This is a genomic window from Ihubacter massiliensis, from assembly GCF_024125305.1.
In the GTDB taxonomy this organism is placed as follows: Bacteria; Bacillota; Clostridia; order Peptostreptococcales; family Anaerovoracaceae; genus Hominibacterium; species Hominibacterium faecale.
Genome location: NZ_JAMXVH010000001.1, coordinates 1523764 through 1542068, shown reverse-complemented (window position 1 = coordinate 1542068; position 18305 = coordinate 1523764). Strand labels below are relative to the sequence as shown.

The following is an 18305-nucleotide window of genomic DNA, read 5'->3' as shown; positions in this document are numbered from 1 at the left end:
ACATGGGCTTGTAGCTCAGGTGGTTAGAGCGCACGCCTGATAAGCGTGAGGTCGGAGGTTCGAGTCCTCCCAAGCCCACCAAGACCAATTGTCGGAACGGGCAAGAAGTTGTGGCGATTGGGAGAAGGATGTACCTTGAAAACTGAATAATGTAAAGAAGTGTAAAAACAAATTTACAACGAAAACGAAATCGAGCTATTTACCAAACGGTAAATAGAAAAAAGTATGCAACTAAGACAAAGTCTTTTTGAAAAGACTGCGATTAGGGTAATACTGCGATTTCAACCGAGAAACCAGAAAAAAGCTGATTCACAGAGTGAATTAACAGTAAAAGACCTGATCACGCTAGATCAGGCAGACCAATAGGTCAAGCGAATAAGAGCATAAGGCGGATGCCTTGGCACTGGGAGCCGAAGAAGGACGTGACAAGCTGCGAAAAGCTACGGGCAGGAGCAAATATCCGACAATCCGTAGATATCCGAATGGGGGAACCCACCGCTCGTAATGGGGCGGTATCCCGTACTGAATACATAGGTGCGGAGAAGGCAACGAGGGGAACTGAAACATCTAAGTACCCTTAGGAAGAGAAAGAAACATCGATTTTCCTAGTAGCGGCGAGCGAACGGGAAAGAGCCCAAACCGAGAACTTTAGTTTTCGGGGTTGCGGACCACTCAAAGGACATGAAATTCATAGCCGAAGCTGCTGGAAAGCAGGGACGAAGAGGGTGAAATCCCCGTAGGCGAAATGGAGTTTATGCAGGAGTGGCACCAGAGTAGGACCGGACACGTGAAACCCGGTTTGAAGCAGGGGGGCCCACCCCCCAAGGCTAAATACTACCCAGTGACCGATAGCGAACAGTACCGTGAGGGAAAGGTGAAAAGAACCCCGGGAGGGGAGTGAAAGAGAACCTGAAACCTTATGCTTACAAGCAAAGGGAGCGCAAGTGACCTTGTACTTTTTGTAGAACGGGCCAACGAGTTATGGTATGTAGCGAGGTTAAGATGCTGGAGCATTGGAGCCGAAGCGAAAGCGAGTCTTAAGAGGGCGAAAGTTACATGCTGTAGACCCGAAACCGGGTGACCTATCCATGTGCAGGTTGAAGCGAGAGTAAAATCTCGTGGAGGACCGAACCCATATACGTTGAAAAGTGTTGGGATGACGTGTGGATAGCGGTGAAATTCCAATCGAACTCGGAGATAGCTGGTTCTCCTCGAAATAGCTTTAGGGCTAGCCTGGGGGAAAGATACACGGAGGTAGAGCACTGAATGTTCTAGGGGCCTTCACCGGTTACCGAAAACTATCAAACTCCGAATGCCGTGCGATCATACCCCGGAGTCAGACTACGTGAGATAAGTTTCGTGGTCGAAAGGGAAACAGCCCAGACCTACAGCTAAGGTCCCAAAATGTAAGTTAAGTGGAAAAGGATGTGGAGCTGCATAAACAGCTAGGATGTTGGCTTAGAAGCAGCCACTCATTTAAAGAGTGCGTAACAGCTCACTAGTCGAGTGGCTCTGCGCCGAAGATAAACGGGGCTAAAACTTACTACCGAAGCTTAGGATACCGCAAGGTATGGTAGAGGAGCATCGTATACAGGCAGAAGGTGATCTGGAAGGATTGCTGGACGGTATACGAGAGAGAATGTTGGCATGAGTAGCGAGAGGCAGGTGAGAATCCTGCCCGCCGAAAATCTAAGGTTTCCTGAGGAAGGTTCGTCCACTCAGGGTAAGTCGGGACCTAAGCCGAGGTCGAAAGACGTAGGCGATGGACAACTGGTAGAGATTCCAGTACCACCGAAAGTCATTTGAGCGAAGTGGGGACACAGAAGGATAAGCAGAGCGCGCCGTTGGTAGAGCGTGTGCAAGCGTCAAGGGAGTCACGGGAGGCAAATCCCCTGTGATAATTCTGAGGCGTTACGCGGAGGGAAGATTAGTACCGGAAGCTGCTGATTTCAAGCTGTCAAGAAAAGCCGCTAGCGAGACCGTAGGTGCCCGTACCGCAAACCGACACAGGTAGATGAGGAGAGAATCCTAAGGCGAGCGAGAGAACTATTGTTAAGGAACTCGGCAAAATGACCCCGTAACTTCGGGAGAAGGGGTGCCTGCGCAAGCAGGCCGCAGTGAAAAGGCCCAGGCGACTGTTTACCAAAAACACAGGTCTCTGCGAAAGCGAAAGCTGAAGTATAGGGGCTGACGCCTGCCCGGTGCTGGAAGGTTAAGGGGACTGCTTAGCTTAGGCGAAGGCATGAACTTAAGCCCCAGTAAACGGCGGCCGTAACTATAACGGTCCTAAGGTAGCGAAATTCCTTGTCAGGTAAGTTCTGACCCGCACGAAAGGCGTAACGATCTGGGCACTGTCTCAACAATAGACTCGGTGAAATTGTAGTACCGGTAAAGATGCCGGTTACCCGCAGCAGGACGGAAAGACCCCGTGGAGCTTTACTGCAGCTTGATATTGAGTTTCGGCATTGCACGTACAGGATAGGTGGGAGACTGCGAAGCTAGGGCGCCAGCTTTAGTGGAGTCACCGTTGGGATACCACCCTTGTAATGTTGGAATTCTAACCATGCGCCGTGAACCGGCGTTGGGACAGTGTCTGGCGGGCAGTTTGACTGGGGCGGTCGCCTCCTAAAGAGTAACGGAGGCGCCCAAAGGTTCCCTCAGTGCGGACGGAAATCGCACGAAGAGTGTAAAGGCAGAAGGGAGCTTGACTGCGAGACAAACAGGTCGAGCAGGGACGAAAGTCGGGCTTAGTGATCCGGTGGTACCGAGTGGAAGGGCCATCGCTCAACGGATAAAAGCTACCCCGGGGATAACAGGCTGATACCCCCCAAGAGTCCACATCGACGGGGGTGTTTGGCACCTCGATGTCGGCTCGTCTCATCCTGGGGCTGAAGTAGGTCCCAAGGGTTGGGCTGTTCGCCCATTAAAGAGGTACGCGAGCTGGGTTCAGAACGTCGTGAGACAGTTCGGTCCCTATCCGCTGTGGGCGTTGGAGATTTGAGTGGAGCTGTCCTTAGTACGAGAGGACCGGGATGGACATACCTCTGGTGCACCAGTTGTTCTGCCAAGAGCATAGCTGGGTAGCTAAGTATGGACGGGATAAGCGCTGAAAGCATCTAAGTGCGAAGCCCCCCACAAGAAAAGATCTCCTTCATGGAAATGATAAGACCCGTGGAAGACTACCACGTAGATAGGCCTCAGGTGAAAGTGCAGCAATGTATGAAGCTGAGAGGTACTAATCGGTCGAACGCTTGACCAATGGTTTCAAGGAAGAAGCGTGTAAAGGAAGAAAGACACTTGACATTATTCAGTTTTGAAGGTACAAAAGAAGCCTTCGCAAGAAAGAACGGATACCTACTTAACAAGTAAGACGCTTGGGTAGGGGATCTGATTTGGTGACGATAGCAAGGAGGTCACACCTGTTCCCATCTCGAACACAGAAGTTAAGCTCCTTAGCGCTGATGATACTTGGCGGGCGACTGCCTGGGAAAGTAGGACGTTGCCAATTTTACAAAAATAGAGACTGTTTAAACAGTCTCTATTTTTATGTAAAATTGGACAGCGAAAGGAACACAGTGAGCGGAGGAGTGCTGCCTGCAACTCATCCAGGCCTCACAAAACAAAAAATATTTTCATTTCCTATTGACGGCCGGAAGGACCCTGTGGTATACTATCGAAGATTTAGGCCAAAACACGAATGAAAGGGAAAAGGTATGAAAACATTACTGAAAAACGGATATATTTTCACAGGCAATGGATTCGAGAAAAGAGACGTTTTTGTCATTGACGATCGTTTGTCTCTTTCCCATTTTGATAAATACGATGAAAGAATTGACTGCGATTCTTTCTTTATAATTCCAGGTTTAGTCGATGTGCACGTACATCTTCGGGAACCTGGTTTTTTTTATAAAGAGTCCATGAAAACCGGGACCATGGCAGCGGCCAGAGGCGGATATACAGCTGTTTGCGCCATGCCCAATTTAAGCCCGGTGCCATCGACAGCAGACGGGCTCAGGCAGCAGCTGGAGCTCATTGAAAGGGATGCTGTCATTAAAGTTTATCCTTATGGAACCATTACAAAAGAACAGAACGGCAGAGGCATGCTTTCCGATATGGACGCCTTGAAGGATCAAGTGATCGCTTTTTCCGATGATGGAAAAGGCGTTCAGACCGCTGATCTGATGGAAGAGGCGATGAAGAAAGCAAATGCTTTAAACAAAATGATTGTAGCCCACTGCGAAGATGAAACGCTGCTTAACGGCGGATACATTCATGACGGAGCCTATGCAAAAGCCCATGGACATAAGGGGATTTGTTCAGAAAGCGAATGGGGACAGGTTAAGCGGGACATTGAACTATGCAAAAAAACGGGGGCAAGATATCATGTGTGCCACATCTCCACAAAGGAAACAGTTGCGCTGATCCGCCAGGCAAAGGCTGAGGGCGTAAAGATATCCTGCGAAACAGCGCCTCATTATCTGGTATTCTGCGACGAGGACTTGCAGGAAGACGGCCGATTCAAAATGAATCCGCCCATTCGTACAAAAGAAGATCGGGAAGCCTTGATCGAAGGCCTTTTAGACGGAACCATCGATGTGATTGCGACCGACCATGCGCCCCATAGCCAGGAAGAAAAAAGCAAGGGACTTGAGGGCAGCGCATTTGGAATCGTAGGGCTGGAAACCGCATTTCCGGTATTGTATACAGCGCTGGTTAAGACCGGGAAGCTTTCTCTGGAGCAGCTGGTTTACCGAATGGCCATCGCCCCGCGTCGGCTCTTCGGCATAGAAGGCGGTGCTTTGCAGGAAGGGCAGATCGCGGACCTGGCAATTCTGGATTTGGAGAGCACCTACCGGATCGACCCAAACAGCTTTCTGTCAAAAGGACGGAGCACACCCTTTGCGGGCATGGAAGTGACCGGAAAAACCGTTGCAACCTTTGTGAATGGAGTGAACGTTTATGAAAACAAGTAAATATCAAATTCAATCCAATCGAAAACTGGCCAGGGATATCTATGAGATGAAGCTGCAGGGAGACACCTCTCAAATTACAGCGCCGGGACAGTTTGTCAACATAAAACTGGAAGGGCTTTATCTGAGACGCCCCATTTCGATTTGCGACTGGGAGCCGGATTTGCTGACGATCATTTACAAAGTCGTTGGAATGGGGACGGAGAAAATGGCTGAAATGAAACCGGGCGAGGAGCTGGACATACTTGGACCTCTGGGAAATGGCTATGATCTGGACAAAATTGAAAAAACGAGCCCGGTCCTTGCCGGCGGAGGTGTTGGAATCCCGCCCATGTACGGGCTTGCCAAAGCTTTGCTGAAACGGGGCATAAAACCTCAGGTCATACTGGGATTCAACACAAAAGAAGAGCTGTTTTACGAACAAGCTTTTCGCGCTCTGGGAGCGGACGTGAAGGTAACAACAGCCGACGGAAGCTATGGAATTAAGGGCTTTGTAACCGACGCCATGAAGAATCCGGAATATGTTTGCGCCTGCGGACCCGAACCCATGTTAAAGGCTGTCTATGACCGGACAAAGGACGGACAATTCAGCTTTGAAGCCAGAATGGCCTGCGGATTCGGCGGATGCATGGGATGCAGCTGTCAGACAAAATATGGGTCAAAGCGAATCTGCAAAGAGGGCCCGGTGTTAGAAAAGGAGGAAATCCTATGGTAGATACAAAGGTGACCCTCAGCGGTCTTGTCCTGGACAATCCCATTATTCCTGCAAGCGGGACCTTCGGCTATGGCAAAGAATATACCGAGTTTTACGATTTGAATATATTGGGCTCCATTTCTTTTAAAGGAACTACTGTGGAAGCCAGATTCGGCAACCCCCAGCCCAGGATCGCCGAGTGCAGCCAGGGAATGATCAATTCCGTGGGACTGCAGAACCCGGGACTGGAAGCGGTGATCGCAAAGGAACTGCCAGAGCTTGCACAGATTTACCAAAAGCCAGTGATTGCTAATGTGAGCGGGTTTTCCATCGATGAATACGCAGCCTGCGCAAAGGCCATGGATCAGCAGGAGCAGGTGGGAATCATTGAAGTAAACGTTAGCTGTCCCAATGTTCATGACGGCGGCATGGCTTTCGGCGTGCTTCCTGAAAGCGCGGCTGCGGTGACAGAGGCAGTCAAAAAAGTGACGACCAAACCCGTCTACATCAAACTGAGCCCCAATGTAACGGATATCGTTTCCATAGCCAAGGCTTGTGAAAGCGCGGGAGCCGACGGGCTGAGCCTGATCAATACGCTGCTGGGAATGCGCATTGATATCAAAAAGCGCCAGCCGGTAATTGCCAACAAAATGGGCGGATTTTCCGGACCAGCCATTTTTCCGGTGGCAGTGAGAATGGTTTACCAGGCGGCAAAAGCAGTGAACATCCCGGTCATCGGCATGGGCGGTATTTCCACTGCCCAGGATGTGATCGAAATGATGATGGCAGGCGCATCCGCGGTTCAAATCGGAGCAGCCAATCTGGTTAACCCCTATGTATGCAAAGAAATCATCGAGGAACTCCCCCATCTTATGGAGAAGCTGGGGATCCAAAGGCTTGAGGATATTATCGGAATCGTAGAATAAAGGAGGTACGTGATGGGAAAAGATGTAATTATCGCATTGGATTTTAAGAATGGAAAAGAGGCGTTAGAGTTTTTAGACAGGTTTACGGACAAGAAGCCCTATGTCAAGGTGGGCATGGAGCTCTACTATGCAGAGGGGCCGGCCATTGTCAGGGAAATTAAAAAGCGTGGACACCAGATGTTCTTAGATCTGAAGCTCCACGATATCCCCAATACGGTGGAGAAGGCCATGGCAGTCCTGTCAAGGCTGGATGTGGATATGGTCAACCTCCACGCTGCGGGAACCATCGAAATGATGAAAGCAGCTTTGCGGGGCCTGACCAGGGAGGACGGCACCAGACCGCTTCTCATCGCAGTGACCCAGCTGACATCCACCAGCCAGGAGCGGATGACCGAGGAACTGCTCATTGAGGAAGACCTGGATAAAGTGGTTATCCGTTATGCGGAAAACGCCGATATGGCCGGATTGGACGGAGTCGTTTGCTCTCCGCTGGAAGCAGGGAAAATTCACGACACATGCGGAAGGGATTTTCTAACCATAACGCCGGGCGTGCGCTTTGACAACGCATCAAAAGGCGACCAAGTGCGGGTGACCACCCCGGCGAAAGCCAAGGAACTGGGTTCCGATTACATTGTCGTGGGCAGACCGATCACCCAGGCCGACGATCCGGTAGCCGCATATAACTGTTGTGTAGAAGATTTTGTGGAGGTATAGATTATGAAAAAAGAAATTGCAAAAGGACTGTTGTCCATTGGAGCTGTATTTTTAAGACCGGATGAGCCTTTTACCTGGGCCAGCGGTATCAAAAGCCCCATCTATTGCGACAACCGACTGACGCTGACAGCGCCCCAGGTTCGTATCAAAGTGGAGCAGGGACTGGCGGCGGTGATCTGGGAGCATTACCCCCAGTGTGAAGTGCTGATGGGAACCAGCACGGCCGGAATTGCCCATGCGGCCATTACGGGACACATCATGGACCTTCCCATGGGATACGTGAGAGGTTCGGCAAAGGACCACGGAAGAACCAACCAGATCGAAGGAAAGCTGGAAAAGGGCCAGAAGGTGGTCGTCATTGAAGACTTGATTTCCACGGGCGGGTCGGTCCTGGAAACAGTGGAAGCGCTGAGAAACGCCGGAGCTGAAGTTCTGGGAATCGCCAGCATCTTTACATACGGCATGGCCAAAGGCATCGAGAGAATGGATGCAGCCGGCATTAAAAACGTAAGCCTTTGTGACTTGGATACTTTGGTTGAGGTTGCTGCAGAAGAAGGTTACATCAAAGACAGCGACGTGGAGCGGTTGATCGCGTTTAGAAACAACCCTTCTGACGAAGGATGGATGAAAGGAGATAAATAAATGAGTGAAACAATTCGTAATTTGATCAGTATTTTAGATATGTCCGTGGAAGAGATCGATCACTTGATTGATGTGGCCGACGACATCGTTGCAAACCACGACCAGTATGAAGAGATCTGCAGAGGGAAAAAGCTTGCCACGCTGTTTTTCGAACCGAGTACCAGAACCAGACTCAGCTTTGAAGCGGCCATGCTGGAACTGGGTGGATCAGTTCTGGGCTTTTCCGAAGCGTCTTCCAGCTCAGCGGCAAAAGGAGAGAGCGTCAGCGATACTGTGAGGACAGTCGGCTGTTATGCGGATATTATCGCCATGCGCCATCCGAAAGAAGGAGCGCCTTTAGTGGCTTCCCGAAGAACGACTGTGCCCATTATCAATGCCGGCGACGGCGGACATTTCCATCCGACCCAGACGCTGACCGACCTTTTGACCATTAAAAGAAAAAAGGGAGAACTGGGCAACATTACCCTGGGGCTGTGCGGGGACCTGCAGTTTGGCAGAACGGTTCATTCTCTCATCGAAGCCATGCTTCGTTATCCAAATGTCAAGTTTGTGCTCATTTCACCGGAAGAACTGAGGGTGCCGGAGTACATCCGTGAAAAACTGCGCAGTGCGGGCGTTGAATGGTGCGAAGTGGAAAGCATGGAGGAAGTCATGCCTCAGTTGGATGTGCTGTATATGACTCGCGTGCAGAGAGAACGTTTCTTCAATGAAGAGGACTATATCAGACTGAAAGATACTTATATTCTGGATATGGACAAGCTGGAAAGCGCTAAGAAGGATTTGACGATCATGCATCCGCTGCCCAGGGTAAATGAGATTTCCGTAAAAGTGGACGATGACCCGAGGGCTTGCTATTTTGAACAGGCGCTGTGCGGAAAACACATCAGAATGGCGCTGATTTTGAATCTGTTAGGTATAAAATAGGAGGGATGGAAGATGAATATCGACGGCGTAACGACTGGAATCGTATTGGACCATATTAAAGCGGGAAAAAGCATGCAGATTTATAACTATCTGGGACTGGATAAGCTGGATTGCAGCGTGGCGGTGGTGCAGAATGTCCGCAGCAGCAAATACGGCAAAAAGGATATCATTAAGATCGACGATGAAATCGAACTGGATTTTGAAATGCTGGGATATATCGACAGCAATATCACCATCAATCGGGTGAAAGACGGCGTTCTAACCAAGAAAGAACACCTGGAACTGCCGGAAACGCTGACCAATGTGATCAAATGCAAGAACCCCAGATGCATCACTTCTGTGGAGCAGGAAATCATCCATATGTTCAAGCTGGCGGATAAGGAAAAGAAAATTTACCGCTGTGCCTACTGCGATGTGGAGCATAAGGAATATAAATAGTTTTTAACGGGGATCCGGGCCGGGCGCGATGATTGTATTTGCGCCCGGTCCTGTTTTTGGTCGCCGAAGAAGTATGGTAAAGGAGCTGTAAAATAAGTCCCTTTGATTCAAATGAGGAGGGCTCATAAGCAGTAAGATAATAACGGCTGATCTATATGTTTATGAAAGAAACTAGAAGGATTGAACTTGTATGATTCAGTAATATATATAAAAGGAAAAACTTGACAATTTAAAATTGATCGTCTATTCTAGAATTGGATGTATGGATATGATTGCCCTTGGAGGTTAATTTTCTTTTTGAACAGGGTATTTTCATATAAAGTACGTGAAGTTTTATCAGGACTAGGTGAAAACTAGTAAAGGAGACGTGCTGTTATGTATAAGCTTAAGCGATACACGGTGCATAGTGTAGATGTTTTAGTTATAATAGTTATTTTTGTTGTAATAGTATTATCGATTGGTAAAAGTGATGTGTTTGCAGCAGAAACTTTAGACAATCAAACTTTTACGGTTGACAATATTGAATACAAAATTGTTTCCACTGATAAAGTAGAGATTATCAACTATAATCGGGAGAAAAAAGGAGAAATTAATTTTGGAGCGTATGTAACCTATGATGGACATACATATACAATCGTTCATATAAAAAATTGTCTACTAGAAGGCTGCCGAGAAATTACTTCAGTTAATCTTCCGGACACAATTGAGTATATTGGAGAGGGAGCATTTCGAAACTGTACCAATCTTAGTGCTTTAAGGTTACCAAATAACAAGAATTTAATAGTGGAATATGAAGCGTTTTCTGGATGTATTGATTTGCTTGAAATTACATTGCCGGAACAGTTAAAGAATGTGCAGCACCATGCTTTTCAAAATTGTACAAGCCTAACCACGGTTCGGCTCAATACGATTAATTGTGAAGCTATTACAGAGCGTAGAGGTTCAGATGAAACCATATTTAAAGGATGTATGAAGTTAGAGAAGGTATATATCGGCGAAAAAGTAACCGTGGTTCCAACTGGAATATTTAGCGGTTGTACAGGATTAAAAAAGATAGTTTACGAGGGTGACAATGTCAGGAAAATAGGTGGGGCTGCTTTTGCAGGTTGCAAAAGCTTAGAGACGCTTGAACTTCCTGATTCGCTAACAGAAATTAATCCGAAGGCTTTCATGTTCTGCACATCATTAAAGGAGGTTACAATCCCTGAAAACATTAAAAAGTTAGGATATGGAGTTTTTGGGAGTTGTAATAACATAGAAACAATTAATTTTAATGCAATAAATTGTACATCCATGGGAGAAAGTGGATGGGCAGGATATTTATATACGTTTGGTGGAGTAAGTGGCATAAGTGAAAATATGTCAGGTGTTAAAAAACTTATCATTGGAGAAAAGGTTCAAAGAATACCACAATATGCATTTGGCGGCTGCCCCAACTTGGAATCAATTAACATACCCGCATCCGTATCATCAATTCAAGCGAATGCTTTTGAAAATTTACCGAAATTATTGTCTATAGTAGTAAGTGGGAATAATTCTATCTATACAGACCATGATGGAATTTTGTATACAAAAGATAATAAAATGATAATTCGCTGTCCTGAGGGGAAGGAATTATTAACGGCGGGTTGTTTTATTGGAGTAACCCAGATTGGCAACGTTGGATTTTCAAACTGCACACGTTTAAAGCAAATTAATCTCCCGGACACAATTGAGTATATTGGAGAGGGAGCATTTCGAAACTGTACCAATCTTAGTGCTTTAAGGTTACCGAATAACAAAAATTTAATAGTGGAATATGAAGCGTTTTCAGGATGTATCGCTTTGCCTGAAATTACATTGCCGGAACAGTTAAAGAATGTGCAGCACCATGCTTTTCAAAATTGTACAAGCCTAACCACGGTTCGGCTCAATACGATTAATTGTGAAGCTATTACAGAGCGTAGAGGTTCAGATGAAACCATATTTAAAGGATGTATGAAGTTAGAGAAGGTATATATCGGCGAAAAAGTAACCGTGGTTCCAACTGGAATATTTAGTGGTTGTACAGGATTAAAAAAGATAATTTACGAGGGTGACAATGTCAGGAAAATAGGTGGGGCTGCTTTTGCAGGTTGTAAAAGCTTAGAGACGCTTGAACTTCCTGATTCGCTAACAGAAATTAATCCGAAGGCTTTCATGTTCTGCACATCATTAAAGGAGGTTACAATCCCTGAAAACATTAAAAAGTTAGGATATGGAATTTTTGGGAGTTGTAATAACATAGAAACAATTAATTTTAATGCAATAAATTGTACATCCATGGGAGAAAGTGGATGGGCAGGATATTTATATACGTTTGGTGGAGTAAGTGGCATAAGTGAAAATATGTCAGGTGTTAAAAAACTTATCATTGGAGAAAAGGTTCAAAGAATACCGCAATATGCATTTGGCGGCTGTCCTAACTTAGAATCGATCAAAATTTATAATAAAGCTTGTGATATTTATAGCGGAGAAAATGGTGGAAGAACCTTTGAAGAAGATGCAATTATTTATGGATACTTAGATTCTACAGCCGAGGAATACGCAGCTAAATACGGGAGAACTTTCCGAATAATTGGTAGTGATTACTCTTATGATCATTCAACAGAGTTGGAAGAATGGTTGTTAAATCAGGGATCTCTAAATAGTATTATGTATCTTACGAAAGATGAAAATTTTATGTGTTCCAGGGCAGTTGCGGAAAGTGATTCAAGCTTTGCTGACCATTTTGTACAAACAATAACAAATATGTTGTACTGTGGTTTAGATGGATGGAAAGATATTTTTTCATTGGCAACTACCAAAGAGCAGGCAAGGGAAGTTCTGATAGCGTTGCTGGATACTTATGGCTCAGAAGTAGAGGAGTTGGCAGATGCTGAAACAGCATATAAATATGCAAATTTATATGTAAAAACATTACAAGAATCTGACTGGGCATATGCAATTGACTTTGGGTTAAAGGATAATGAAATTGATCAACTAAAGGAAGTTTGCACTGAAGACGTTTTGGCACAATTTTTTATAGACGGTAAATATGAAACAATATCGGCATATCTGCAAATAAAAGGGGGATATTCGGCTGATTCAAAAGCTGTGAAATGTATTGAGCAATTTACAAAATCAAAAAAGTTGACAAATGAACTTTCTGATAGCATTGGATTGCTTGGGGATGGACTACAAATTCTTTCTATGACAAATGGAACGATTAATCGTTTATATGAGGTTGAACGCCTTGCAACAGCTGACGAAATGTTTTCAGAAATGTTGATATATCTGAATAAGAACTGCATTTTTATTCCTGTACGTGAAGCTGCTGACGAACTATATACCGTAATACATGGTAGTTATTCAGACCAATTGAAGTATGCGACGACGTCACTAAAGGATGCGGCGGAAGTGAAATCAGTTGACCTCATATTAGAAGCTGCAGCGGAAAAGCTTCCATATGGCAAAATTATTAAGAAGAACTATGAGTTTGCAGTAGGTATATCTAATACTGTTTTTGGGATCGCGGATATGCAAAAACAAAAAGATAATATGCGCTGTGTAGCCTACATTGGTAACTGTTTGAGCAGTTGGCTTTTAGATAGTCGGCAGCAATGGGAAGCTGAAACTGGCACTAGAAAAGCGTGGTATGCGAAGAAAACGGTATATGCTTATAAAATGCTATTGAAAAGTAGGATACAGGGAGAAAGAAGCTTACAGAAAATGATGGAAGTGTCAAAAACAACTTGGAAAAAGGCATATAATTATTCTCTGGAGGTATCTTCAACTTTAAAATCTATGCAGGACTTTTTTAATATTATGTCGACATCTGTGATTGCTTGCCCGGTAGATGTTCAAATATATGATGCATCAGGAAGATTGGTTTGCACAGTGCACGATGGATCTTCAAGCGAAGGCTATTTGGATGATATTTATTATGCTGTTTTGTATAATCCATTAGAGAATGATTTTGTTAAGATAATAAGAACTCCTATCGATAAAAACTATTCATTGAGATGTTTAGCAAACGATTTAGGCCAGGTAGATTATTCCATATCGACAATATCTGAACAGGGAATTAATATACGAAAAGAAGCTCAAGGTATTCCAATTAAACAAGGGGACGAGATTAGCATTTCTGATCTGTCTGGTGATAATCCAACTTGTAAGCTGCTTGAAGGCAATCAAGTAATAAGAGAATATCCAGCAGAATTGAAAGACAAATATATACCTGTTGAATCTATGCAGATCGATAAAAAAACTCTAGAATTAGAGCCGGGTAAACGAGTAAAATTAAATGCAATCTTTTTACCGTCCAACGCATCAAATCAAGAAGTAATATGGATATCTTCAAATCAAGAAGTTGCTACGGTTAATCAGGATGGCGTTGTAAAAGGAATATCGAAGGGAACTGCAGAAATCGTAGTAGAGAGCCTAGAAGGTAATTTTAAAAATGTGTGTCAGGTTACAGTGGTAGATAATCGTCCGGTTAATAAAAATTCCCAGGTCATTTATGCAAGTTCTGTTACCAAAACTTATGGCAACAAACCATTCAATCTAAACGCCAAAACCAGTGGAGGAGGTAAACTTACATACAATTCCAGCAACACAAACGTAGCTACCATAAATAATACTGGAAAAATAACCTTGAAAGGTCCTGGCAAAGCTAGCATCACTATTAATGCTGCTGCTACTGATAATTATAATGCCGCAACAAAACAGATTAACATTACGGTAAAACCAAAGAAAGCAGTACTAAAAAAAGCTAAATCCACTAAGAAACGCACGTTGAAAGTGGGTTGGGTGCGGGACAAAAAAGTAACGGGCTATCAGGTTGTTATTGCTCAAAATAGAAAATTCCATAAGGGAAAGAAATCTGCTTTGATCACAAAAAACAAAACAACATCTAAGACGTTCAAAAAATTAAGGCGAGATAAGACTTATTACTATAAAGTGAGAGCTTATAAACAGGTTGGCAAAACTAAAATTTACGGAGCCTATAGTAAGACAAAACGAATTAAAGTAAAATAAGAAGGACGCAGGCTGCATTCAGATACATTATTTGTTAAGCAAGACTTTGATACTTCTTTGCTCACCTTAGGCTTACACTAAACGGGAAGCCGCTGCCAAAACGTTGTACAATCTTTAGGTTTGTATTATACTAATGAATGCCGGAAATTTTTTGACAGAAAGGAGAACCGTATACGTGTTTGAACTAATACAGGCAGGAAAGCATACTTACTATATCGACAACCCCAACATCATGGGGGTTTACCAATTAAATGAAGAGGACGTTTGTCTGATTGATACGGGAAATGGAGACAAGGCGGCAGAGGCCATCGATGAAATTCTGGAGAAACAGGGGTGGAAATTGAAGTTTATCCTTAACACCCATACCCACATCGATCATCTGGGCGGCAACCGCTATCTGATGAAAAAATGGGGATGCCCGGCTTACGCGACCAATCTGGACAATGCCTTTGCCAACTATGAGCATCTGGAAGCAGCCTATATGTACGGCGGCTATCCATGCAGGGAACTGCGCAAGGTATTTCGCCATCCGGGACCCATCGGTTTTTTGGATTTGGAGGACTTTGAACTGCCGAAAGGCCTTGCGTCCATCAGGCTGCCGGGCCACAGCTTCGGCATGATCGGCATCAAGACGGATGACGGCGTGTGGTTCCTGGGCGACAGCGTTCTCAACCGCAAATCCCTGGAAAAATATCAGTTCGGCTATCTGGTGGATGTGGAAGGATATTTGAATACCCTGGATCTTTTGGAGACGCTGGAGGGAAACCTTTTCATTCCTTCCCACGGCGATGTGGCAGCGGATATCCGGCCGCTGGCTCAGGGCAATCGGAAAAACATTGAAAAAAATATTGCCGCGTTGCTAAGGGACTGTGCAGGCGGCAAAAGTTTTGACTGCATTTTGAAAGGCGTGTACGACCGCTATGGAGTAAAGCCCAATGTGGTGCAGAACGCGCTGGCCGGTTCTACGCTGCGGTGTTACTTGTCTTATCTGCAGGATCAGGGGCAGTTGGAATGCTATTTCGAAGAAAATATAATGAAATGGAAGAGCAAGTAACCTGTTGGAAAAGGAAGGTGTTTCCGGTACCGGAAGAAATCACTATTTCACCGCTTCCATAATAACCACTGACGCGCTGGCTCCGATCCGGTCCGCGCCCAGGCGCAGCATCTCTTTGGTTGCCAGAACATCCCGAATGCCGCCGGAGGCTTTGATCATAACTTGATCGCCCACCGTTTCTTTGATCAGGGCGACCGTATGAGGCGTGGCGCCGGACTTGCCAAAACCAGTAGAAGTTTTGACAAAAGAAGCGCCTGCTTCTACGGCAAGGCGACAGGCTTTCACGATCTCCTCGTCGGTCAGAAGGCAGACCTCTAAAATGACTTTGACAATGGAGCGCCGCTGACCGGCAGCAGCTGCTACTTCTTCAATTTCATGTTTTACGTAATCATATCGGCCCTCTTTTAAAGCGCCGATATTGATGACCATGTCGATCTCATGAGCGCCGTTTTCACAGGCCCAGACAGTTTGGCGAACTTTCACTTCCGTCGAATCCATGCCCAGAGGGAAGCCGACGACGCTGGCGATTTTTATTTCCGTACCGGCCAGCTCCCGGGCTGCCAGAGGGACGTAACAGCCGTGAACACAGACGGCATAAAAATCATACTTTTTCGCTTCGTCGCACAGCTTGATGATATCCGCTGTGGTGGCATCCGCTTTCAGATTGGTATGATCAAAGTATTTGTTCAATGGTTTCATCTATCAATCTCCTCACTTAACGATTTTTTTTCATTATAGCATAAATTTGAAATATATAAAAACCAGATATTGTTTTTGCTGCCCAAAGCAGCCAAGAATCTCAAATGAAAAATCACAGGGAGCATTGCGGGAGGACGGATTTTGTCGTATAATAAAACGAATTGTAATTGCGTGTTGTTATCGAAGGAGGGGCCTATGAGAAAGTTTCGCATGCTGATGCTGCTGATGCTGATTGTGCTTCTAGCCGCGCCGCTCAGCTACGGGTCGGAACAGACCTTTGGCGATGGCCAGGTGAAGATTGATCTGCCGGAAAATTGGCAGGTGGTGGATGAGGCGGATCGGGAAGATGTACTGCGGGTTGTCTGCAGCGCTGAGGAAAAAGAAGTTTCTCAATATATGGACTATTATCACAGCCTGATGATGGCAGAAGACCCGTCCGCGGATCCAAAGGCCATGATGCAGATTCTTTACACCACAGACTATTCCGATGCCGCTGAAATGGATTTCAGTGACTGCACGGATGAAGAGCTGGAGGCTTTCTATCAAGAACAGGAGGGCAAAAGCGTCCTTGAAAACGCGGTGCTTTTTCTGACCTTTGGGGTCACGGAGACCTCAGATGAGATGGAGATTCTTTCAAACAGCTGGGGGAAATTTATCCATGCGCAGATGACAGAAACCATGCAGGACGGCAGCAAGCTTTATCATCAAATGTACTTTACCAAGAAGGGCAGCGCGGTTATCACCCTCAGCCTGACCACCAGCGGCCCGCCTTCAAAACAATCCGTAGGAGATATAGAAGAGGTTGTCTCAAGCTATTCCGACGACGGTTGGTATGACGACTATATGATGGCCGCTGATACGGATAGTTACGATGATGAGTACAGCGACAGCGATGATGGCTGGATGGTGTATGCGTTTCTCATCATTATAGTGGTTTGCGCGGTGATATACGTAGCGGCTGGCAAAAGGACCAATTCTGCCGCCGCAGGATATGGAAGACGCCCTGCGGACCGTAAACAGGAACAAGTGCAAATGACAGCCGGAGAAACGACGGGTTATCCTCCTGCTTCGGATAAGAGAAAGGTGAGAATTAAGCTTCCCAAAACGAAATCAGTGACAGCGGACGGAAAGTCCATGCAGGTCAGGGACAGTCAGGAAGTGAAAGCAAAGACGCCTGACGAAAGCTACCTGGAAAGTCTCCGCACGCTGATGGACTCGGGACTTCTTACCAAGGAAGAGTACCGGGATATGGTGGAGGCGCACAACCGTAATAAACGCATATGACAGAAACAATCAAAGCCCTGGCGTTTGCTGGGGTTTTAACAATAACCTTTAGGAGGACGATATGAAGATACCAGAATTATTTGAACACAAAAAGCCCGTTTTTTCCTTTGAAATTTTCCCGCCCAAAAGACAGTCGGGGCTGGATAAAATCTATGATACCATCGAGAAGCTGTCCGTTTGCCAGCCGGATTTTATCAGCGTGACCTACGGCGCAGGCGGCAATATGGCAGACAATTCCACCTGCGAAATCGCTTCCAACATTAAAAAACGGTTCGGAATAGAACCCCTGGCCCATCTGACCTGTGTCAATTCCAGCATGGAGGACGTGACGGAAATGATCGGACGCTTTGCCAAGGCGGACATTGAAAATGTTCTGGCTCTGCGGGGAGATATTGTTCCCGGCGAAGCGATCAAAAAAGATTTTTCCCACGCCAACGAGCTGGCAATCGAGGTGCAGAGAAACAGCGGCCTGCAAATTTTAGGCGCCTGCTATCCGGAGGGCCACTATGAAAGCAAAAATCTGCGGGAGGACATCCAAAACCTGAAATACAAGATCGGCGCAGGGGTAAAAGTACTGATCACCCAGCTGTTCTTTGATAATCAGCTGTTTTACGAATTTCTTGTTCAAGTGAGAAACGCGGGGATCCACGTGCCCGTTTCCGCCGGAATCATGCCCATCGTAAATAAAAAACAGATTGAAAAGACCGTAGCCCTGAGCGGAGCAAGCCTGCCCCACGAATTTACCAAGATGATCGGCCTCTATGAAAACGATCCGGAGGAGCTTTATAACCACGGAATTCAATACGCAGTGGATCAGATCCGCGATCTGCTGGAACATGGCGTGGATGGGATCCATCTGTATACCATGAATAACCCGGACGTCTCCCTTGCTATCTATGAGAAGATCAAGGACTTACTGTAAG

12 protein-coding genes, 1 tRNA gene and 2 rRNA genes are annotated in these 18305 nt (G+C 45.8%); 14 read left to right on the top strand and 1 reads right to left on the bottom strand.

Translation table 11 applies throughout. The features are described from left to right. The first annotated feature begins 4 nt into the window (after positions 1 to 4). The 12 genes from NIA71_RS07050 to NIA71_RS06995 all read left to right on the top strand — a co-directional run bounded on the left by NIA71_RS07050 (position 5) and on the right by NIA71_RS06995 (position 15399). Positions 5 to 81, top strand: a tRNA-Ile gene (locus tag NIA71_RS07050). Between the two features lie 284 nt (positions 82 to 365). Then, positions 366 to 3259: ribosomal RNA gene (locus NIA71_RS07045) — 23S ribosomal RNA — on the top strand. A gap of 132 nt (positions 3260 to 3391) precedes the next feature. After that, positions 3392 to 3508, top strand: a 5S ribosomal RNA gene (gene rrf / locus NIA71_RS07040). Between the two features lie 205 nt (positions 3509 to 3713). After that, on the top strand, positions 3714 to 4973 hold the full coding sequence (locus NIA71_RS07035) for a dihydroorotase (RefSeq protein ID WP_253020038.1): 1260 nt from the start codon (positions 3714 to 3716) through the stop codon (positions 4971 to 4973). Next, positions 4960 to 5685: a dihydroorotate dehydrogenase electron transfer subunit gene (locus NIA71_RS07030; protein WP_253020037.1), complete on the top strand. Its 726-nt coding sequence runs from the start codon at positions 4960 to 4962 to the stop codon at positions 5683 to 5685. The genes NIA71_RS07035 and NIA71_RS07030 overlap by 14 nt, the downstream gene beginning before the upstream one ends. Next, positions 5679 to 6590 (top strand): dihydroorotate dehydrogenase, encoded by a 912-nt coding sequence (locus tag NIA71_RS07025; protein WP_148398008.1) that lies wholly within the window; start codon positions 5679 to 5681, stop codon positions 6588 to 6590. Before NIA71_RS07030 ends, NIA71_RS07025 begins: the two co-directional genes overlap by 7 nt. 12 nt (positions 6591 to 6602) lie before the next feature. Next, a complete protein-coding gene (gene pyrF, locus NIA71_RS07020) occupies positions 6603 to 7304 on the top strand; it encodes an orotidine-5'-phosphate decarboxylase (RefSeq protein ID WP_148398009.1) in 702 nt (233 codons plus the stop codon). Positions 7305 to 7307: 3 nt separating this feature from the next. After that, a complete protein-coding gene (gene pyrE, locus NIA71_RS07015) occupies positions 7308 to 7946 on the top strand; it encodes an orotate phosphoribosyltransferase (protein WP_253020036.1) in 639 nt (212 codons plus the stop codon). Further along, complete coding sequence (gene pyrB / locus NIA71_RS07010) at positions 7947 to 8870, top strand: aspartate carbamoyltransferase (protein ID WP_253020035.1); 924 nt, start codon at positions 7947 to 7949, stop codon at positions 8868 to 8870. Between the two features lie 12 nt (positions 8871 to 8882). Beyond that, positions 8883 to 9308 (top strand): aspartate carbamoyltransferase regulatory subunit, encoded by a 426-nt coding sequence (locus NIA71_RS07005; protein WP_148398012.1) that lies wholly within the window; start codon positions 8883 to 8885, stop codon positions 9306 to 9308. 375 nt (positions 9309 to 9683) lie between these two features. Further along, a complete protein-coding gene (locus NIA71_RS07000) occupies positions 9684 to 14345 on the top strand; it encodes a leucine-rich repeat protein (RefSeq protein WP_253020034.1) in 4662 nt (1553 codons plus the stop codon). 175 nt (positions 14346 to 14520) lie between these two features. Further along, positions 14521 to 15399 carry an MBL fold metallo-hydrolase gene (locus tag NIA71_RS06995; RefSeq protein WP_253020033.1) on the top strand — a complete coding sequence of 293 codons (879 nt, stop codon included), beginning with the start codon at positions 14521 to 14523 and terminating at the stop codon, positions 15397 to 15399. A gap of 42 nt (positions 15400 to 15441) precedes the next feature. Here the strand turns inward: NIA71_RS06995 and deoC are convergent, their stop codons facing one another. Continuing rightward, positions 15442 to 16098, bottom strand: a complete 657-nt coding sequence (deoC, locus tag NIA71_RS06990) for a deoxyribose-phosphate aldolase (RefSeq protein WP_148398015.1) — start codon at positions 16096 to 16098, stop codon at positions 15442 to 15444. 195 nt (positions 16099 to 16293) lie between these two features. Here deoC and NIA71_RS06985 point away from each other — a divergent pair, with 195 nt between their 5' ends. Together NIA71_RS06985 and metF are read left to right on the top strand one after the other, a co-directional pair. Further along, positions 16294 to 17382 (top strand): hypothetical protein, encoded by a 1089-nt coding sequence (locus NIA71_RS06985; RefSeq protein WP_148398016.1) that lies wholly within the window; start codon positions 16294 to 16296, stop codon positions 17380 to 17382. Positions 17383 to 17443: 61 nt separating this feature from the next. Continuing rightward, positions 17444 to 18304 carry a methylenetetrahydrofolate reductase [NAD(P)H] gene (gene metF / locus NIA71_RS06980; RefSeq protein ID WP_253020032.1) on the top strand — a complete coding sequence of 287 codons (861 nt, stop codon included), beginning with the start codon at positions 17444 to 17446 and terminating at the stop codon, positions 18302 to 18304. The last annotated feature ends 1 nt before the right edge of the window (position 18305 follow it).

Excerpts from the sequence above, each read along its gene's own strand:
- pyrB (WP_253020035.1), top strand. The coding sequence starts at position 7,947 with ATGAGTGAAACAATTCGTAATTTGATCAGTATTTTAGATATGTCCGTG.
- NIA71_RS06985 (WP_148398016.1), top strand. The coding sequence starts at position 16,294 with ATGAGAAAGTTTCGCATGCTGATGCTGCTGATGCTGATTGTGCTTCTA.
- pyrE (WP_253020036.1), top strand. The coding sequence starts at position 7,308 with ATGAAAAAAGAAATTGCAAAAGGACTGTTGTCCATTGGAGCTGTATTT.
- NIA71_RS07035 (WP_253020038.1), top strand. The coding sequence starts at position 3,714 with ATGAAAACATTACTGAAAAACGGATATATTTTCACAGGCAATGGATTC.
- metF (WP_253020032.1), top strand. The coding sequence starts at position 17,444 with ATGAAGATACCAGAATTATTTGAACACAAAAAGCCCGTTTTTTCCTTT.
- NIA71_RS07030 (WP_253020037.1), top strand. The coding sequence starts at position 4,960 with ATGAAAACAAGTAAATATCAAATTCAATCCAATCGAAAACTGGCCAGG.
- NIA71_RS07000 (WP_253020034.1), top strand. The coding sequence starts at position 9,684 with ATGTATAAGCTTAAGCGATACACGGTGCATAGTGTAGATGTTTTAGTT.
- pyrF (WP_148398009.1), top strand. The coding sequence starts at position 6,603 with ATGGGAAAAGATGTAATTATCGCATTGGATTTTAAGAATGGAAAAGAG.
- deoC (WP_148398015.1), bottom strand. The coding sequence starts at position 16,098 with ATGAAACCATTGAACAAATACTTTGATCATACCAATCTGAAAGCGGAT.
- NIA71_RS07005 (WP_148398012.1), top strand. The coding sequence starts at position 8,883 with ATGAATATCGACGGCGTAACGACTGGAATCGTATTGGACCATATTAAA.
- NIA71_RS07025 (WP_148398008.1), top strand. The coding sequence starts at position 5,679 with ATGGTAGATACAAAGGTGACCCTCAGCGGTCTTGTCCTGGACAATCCC.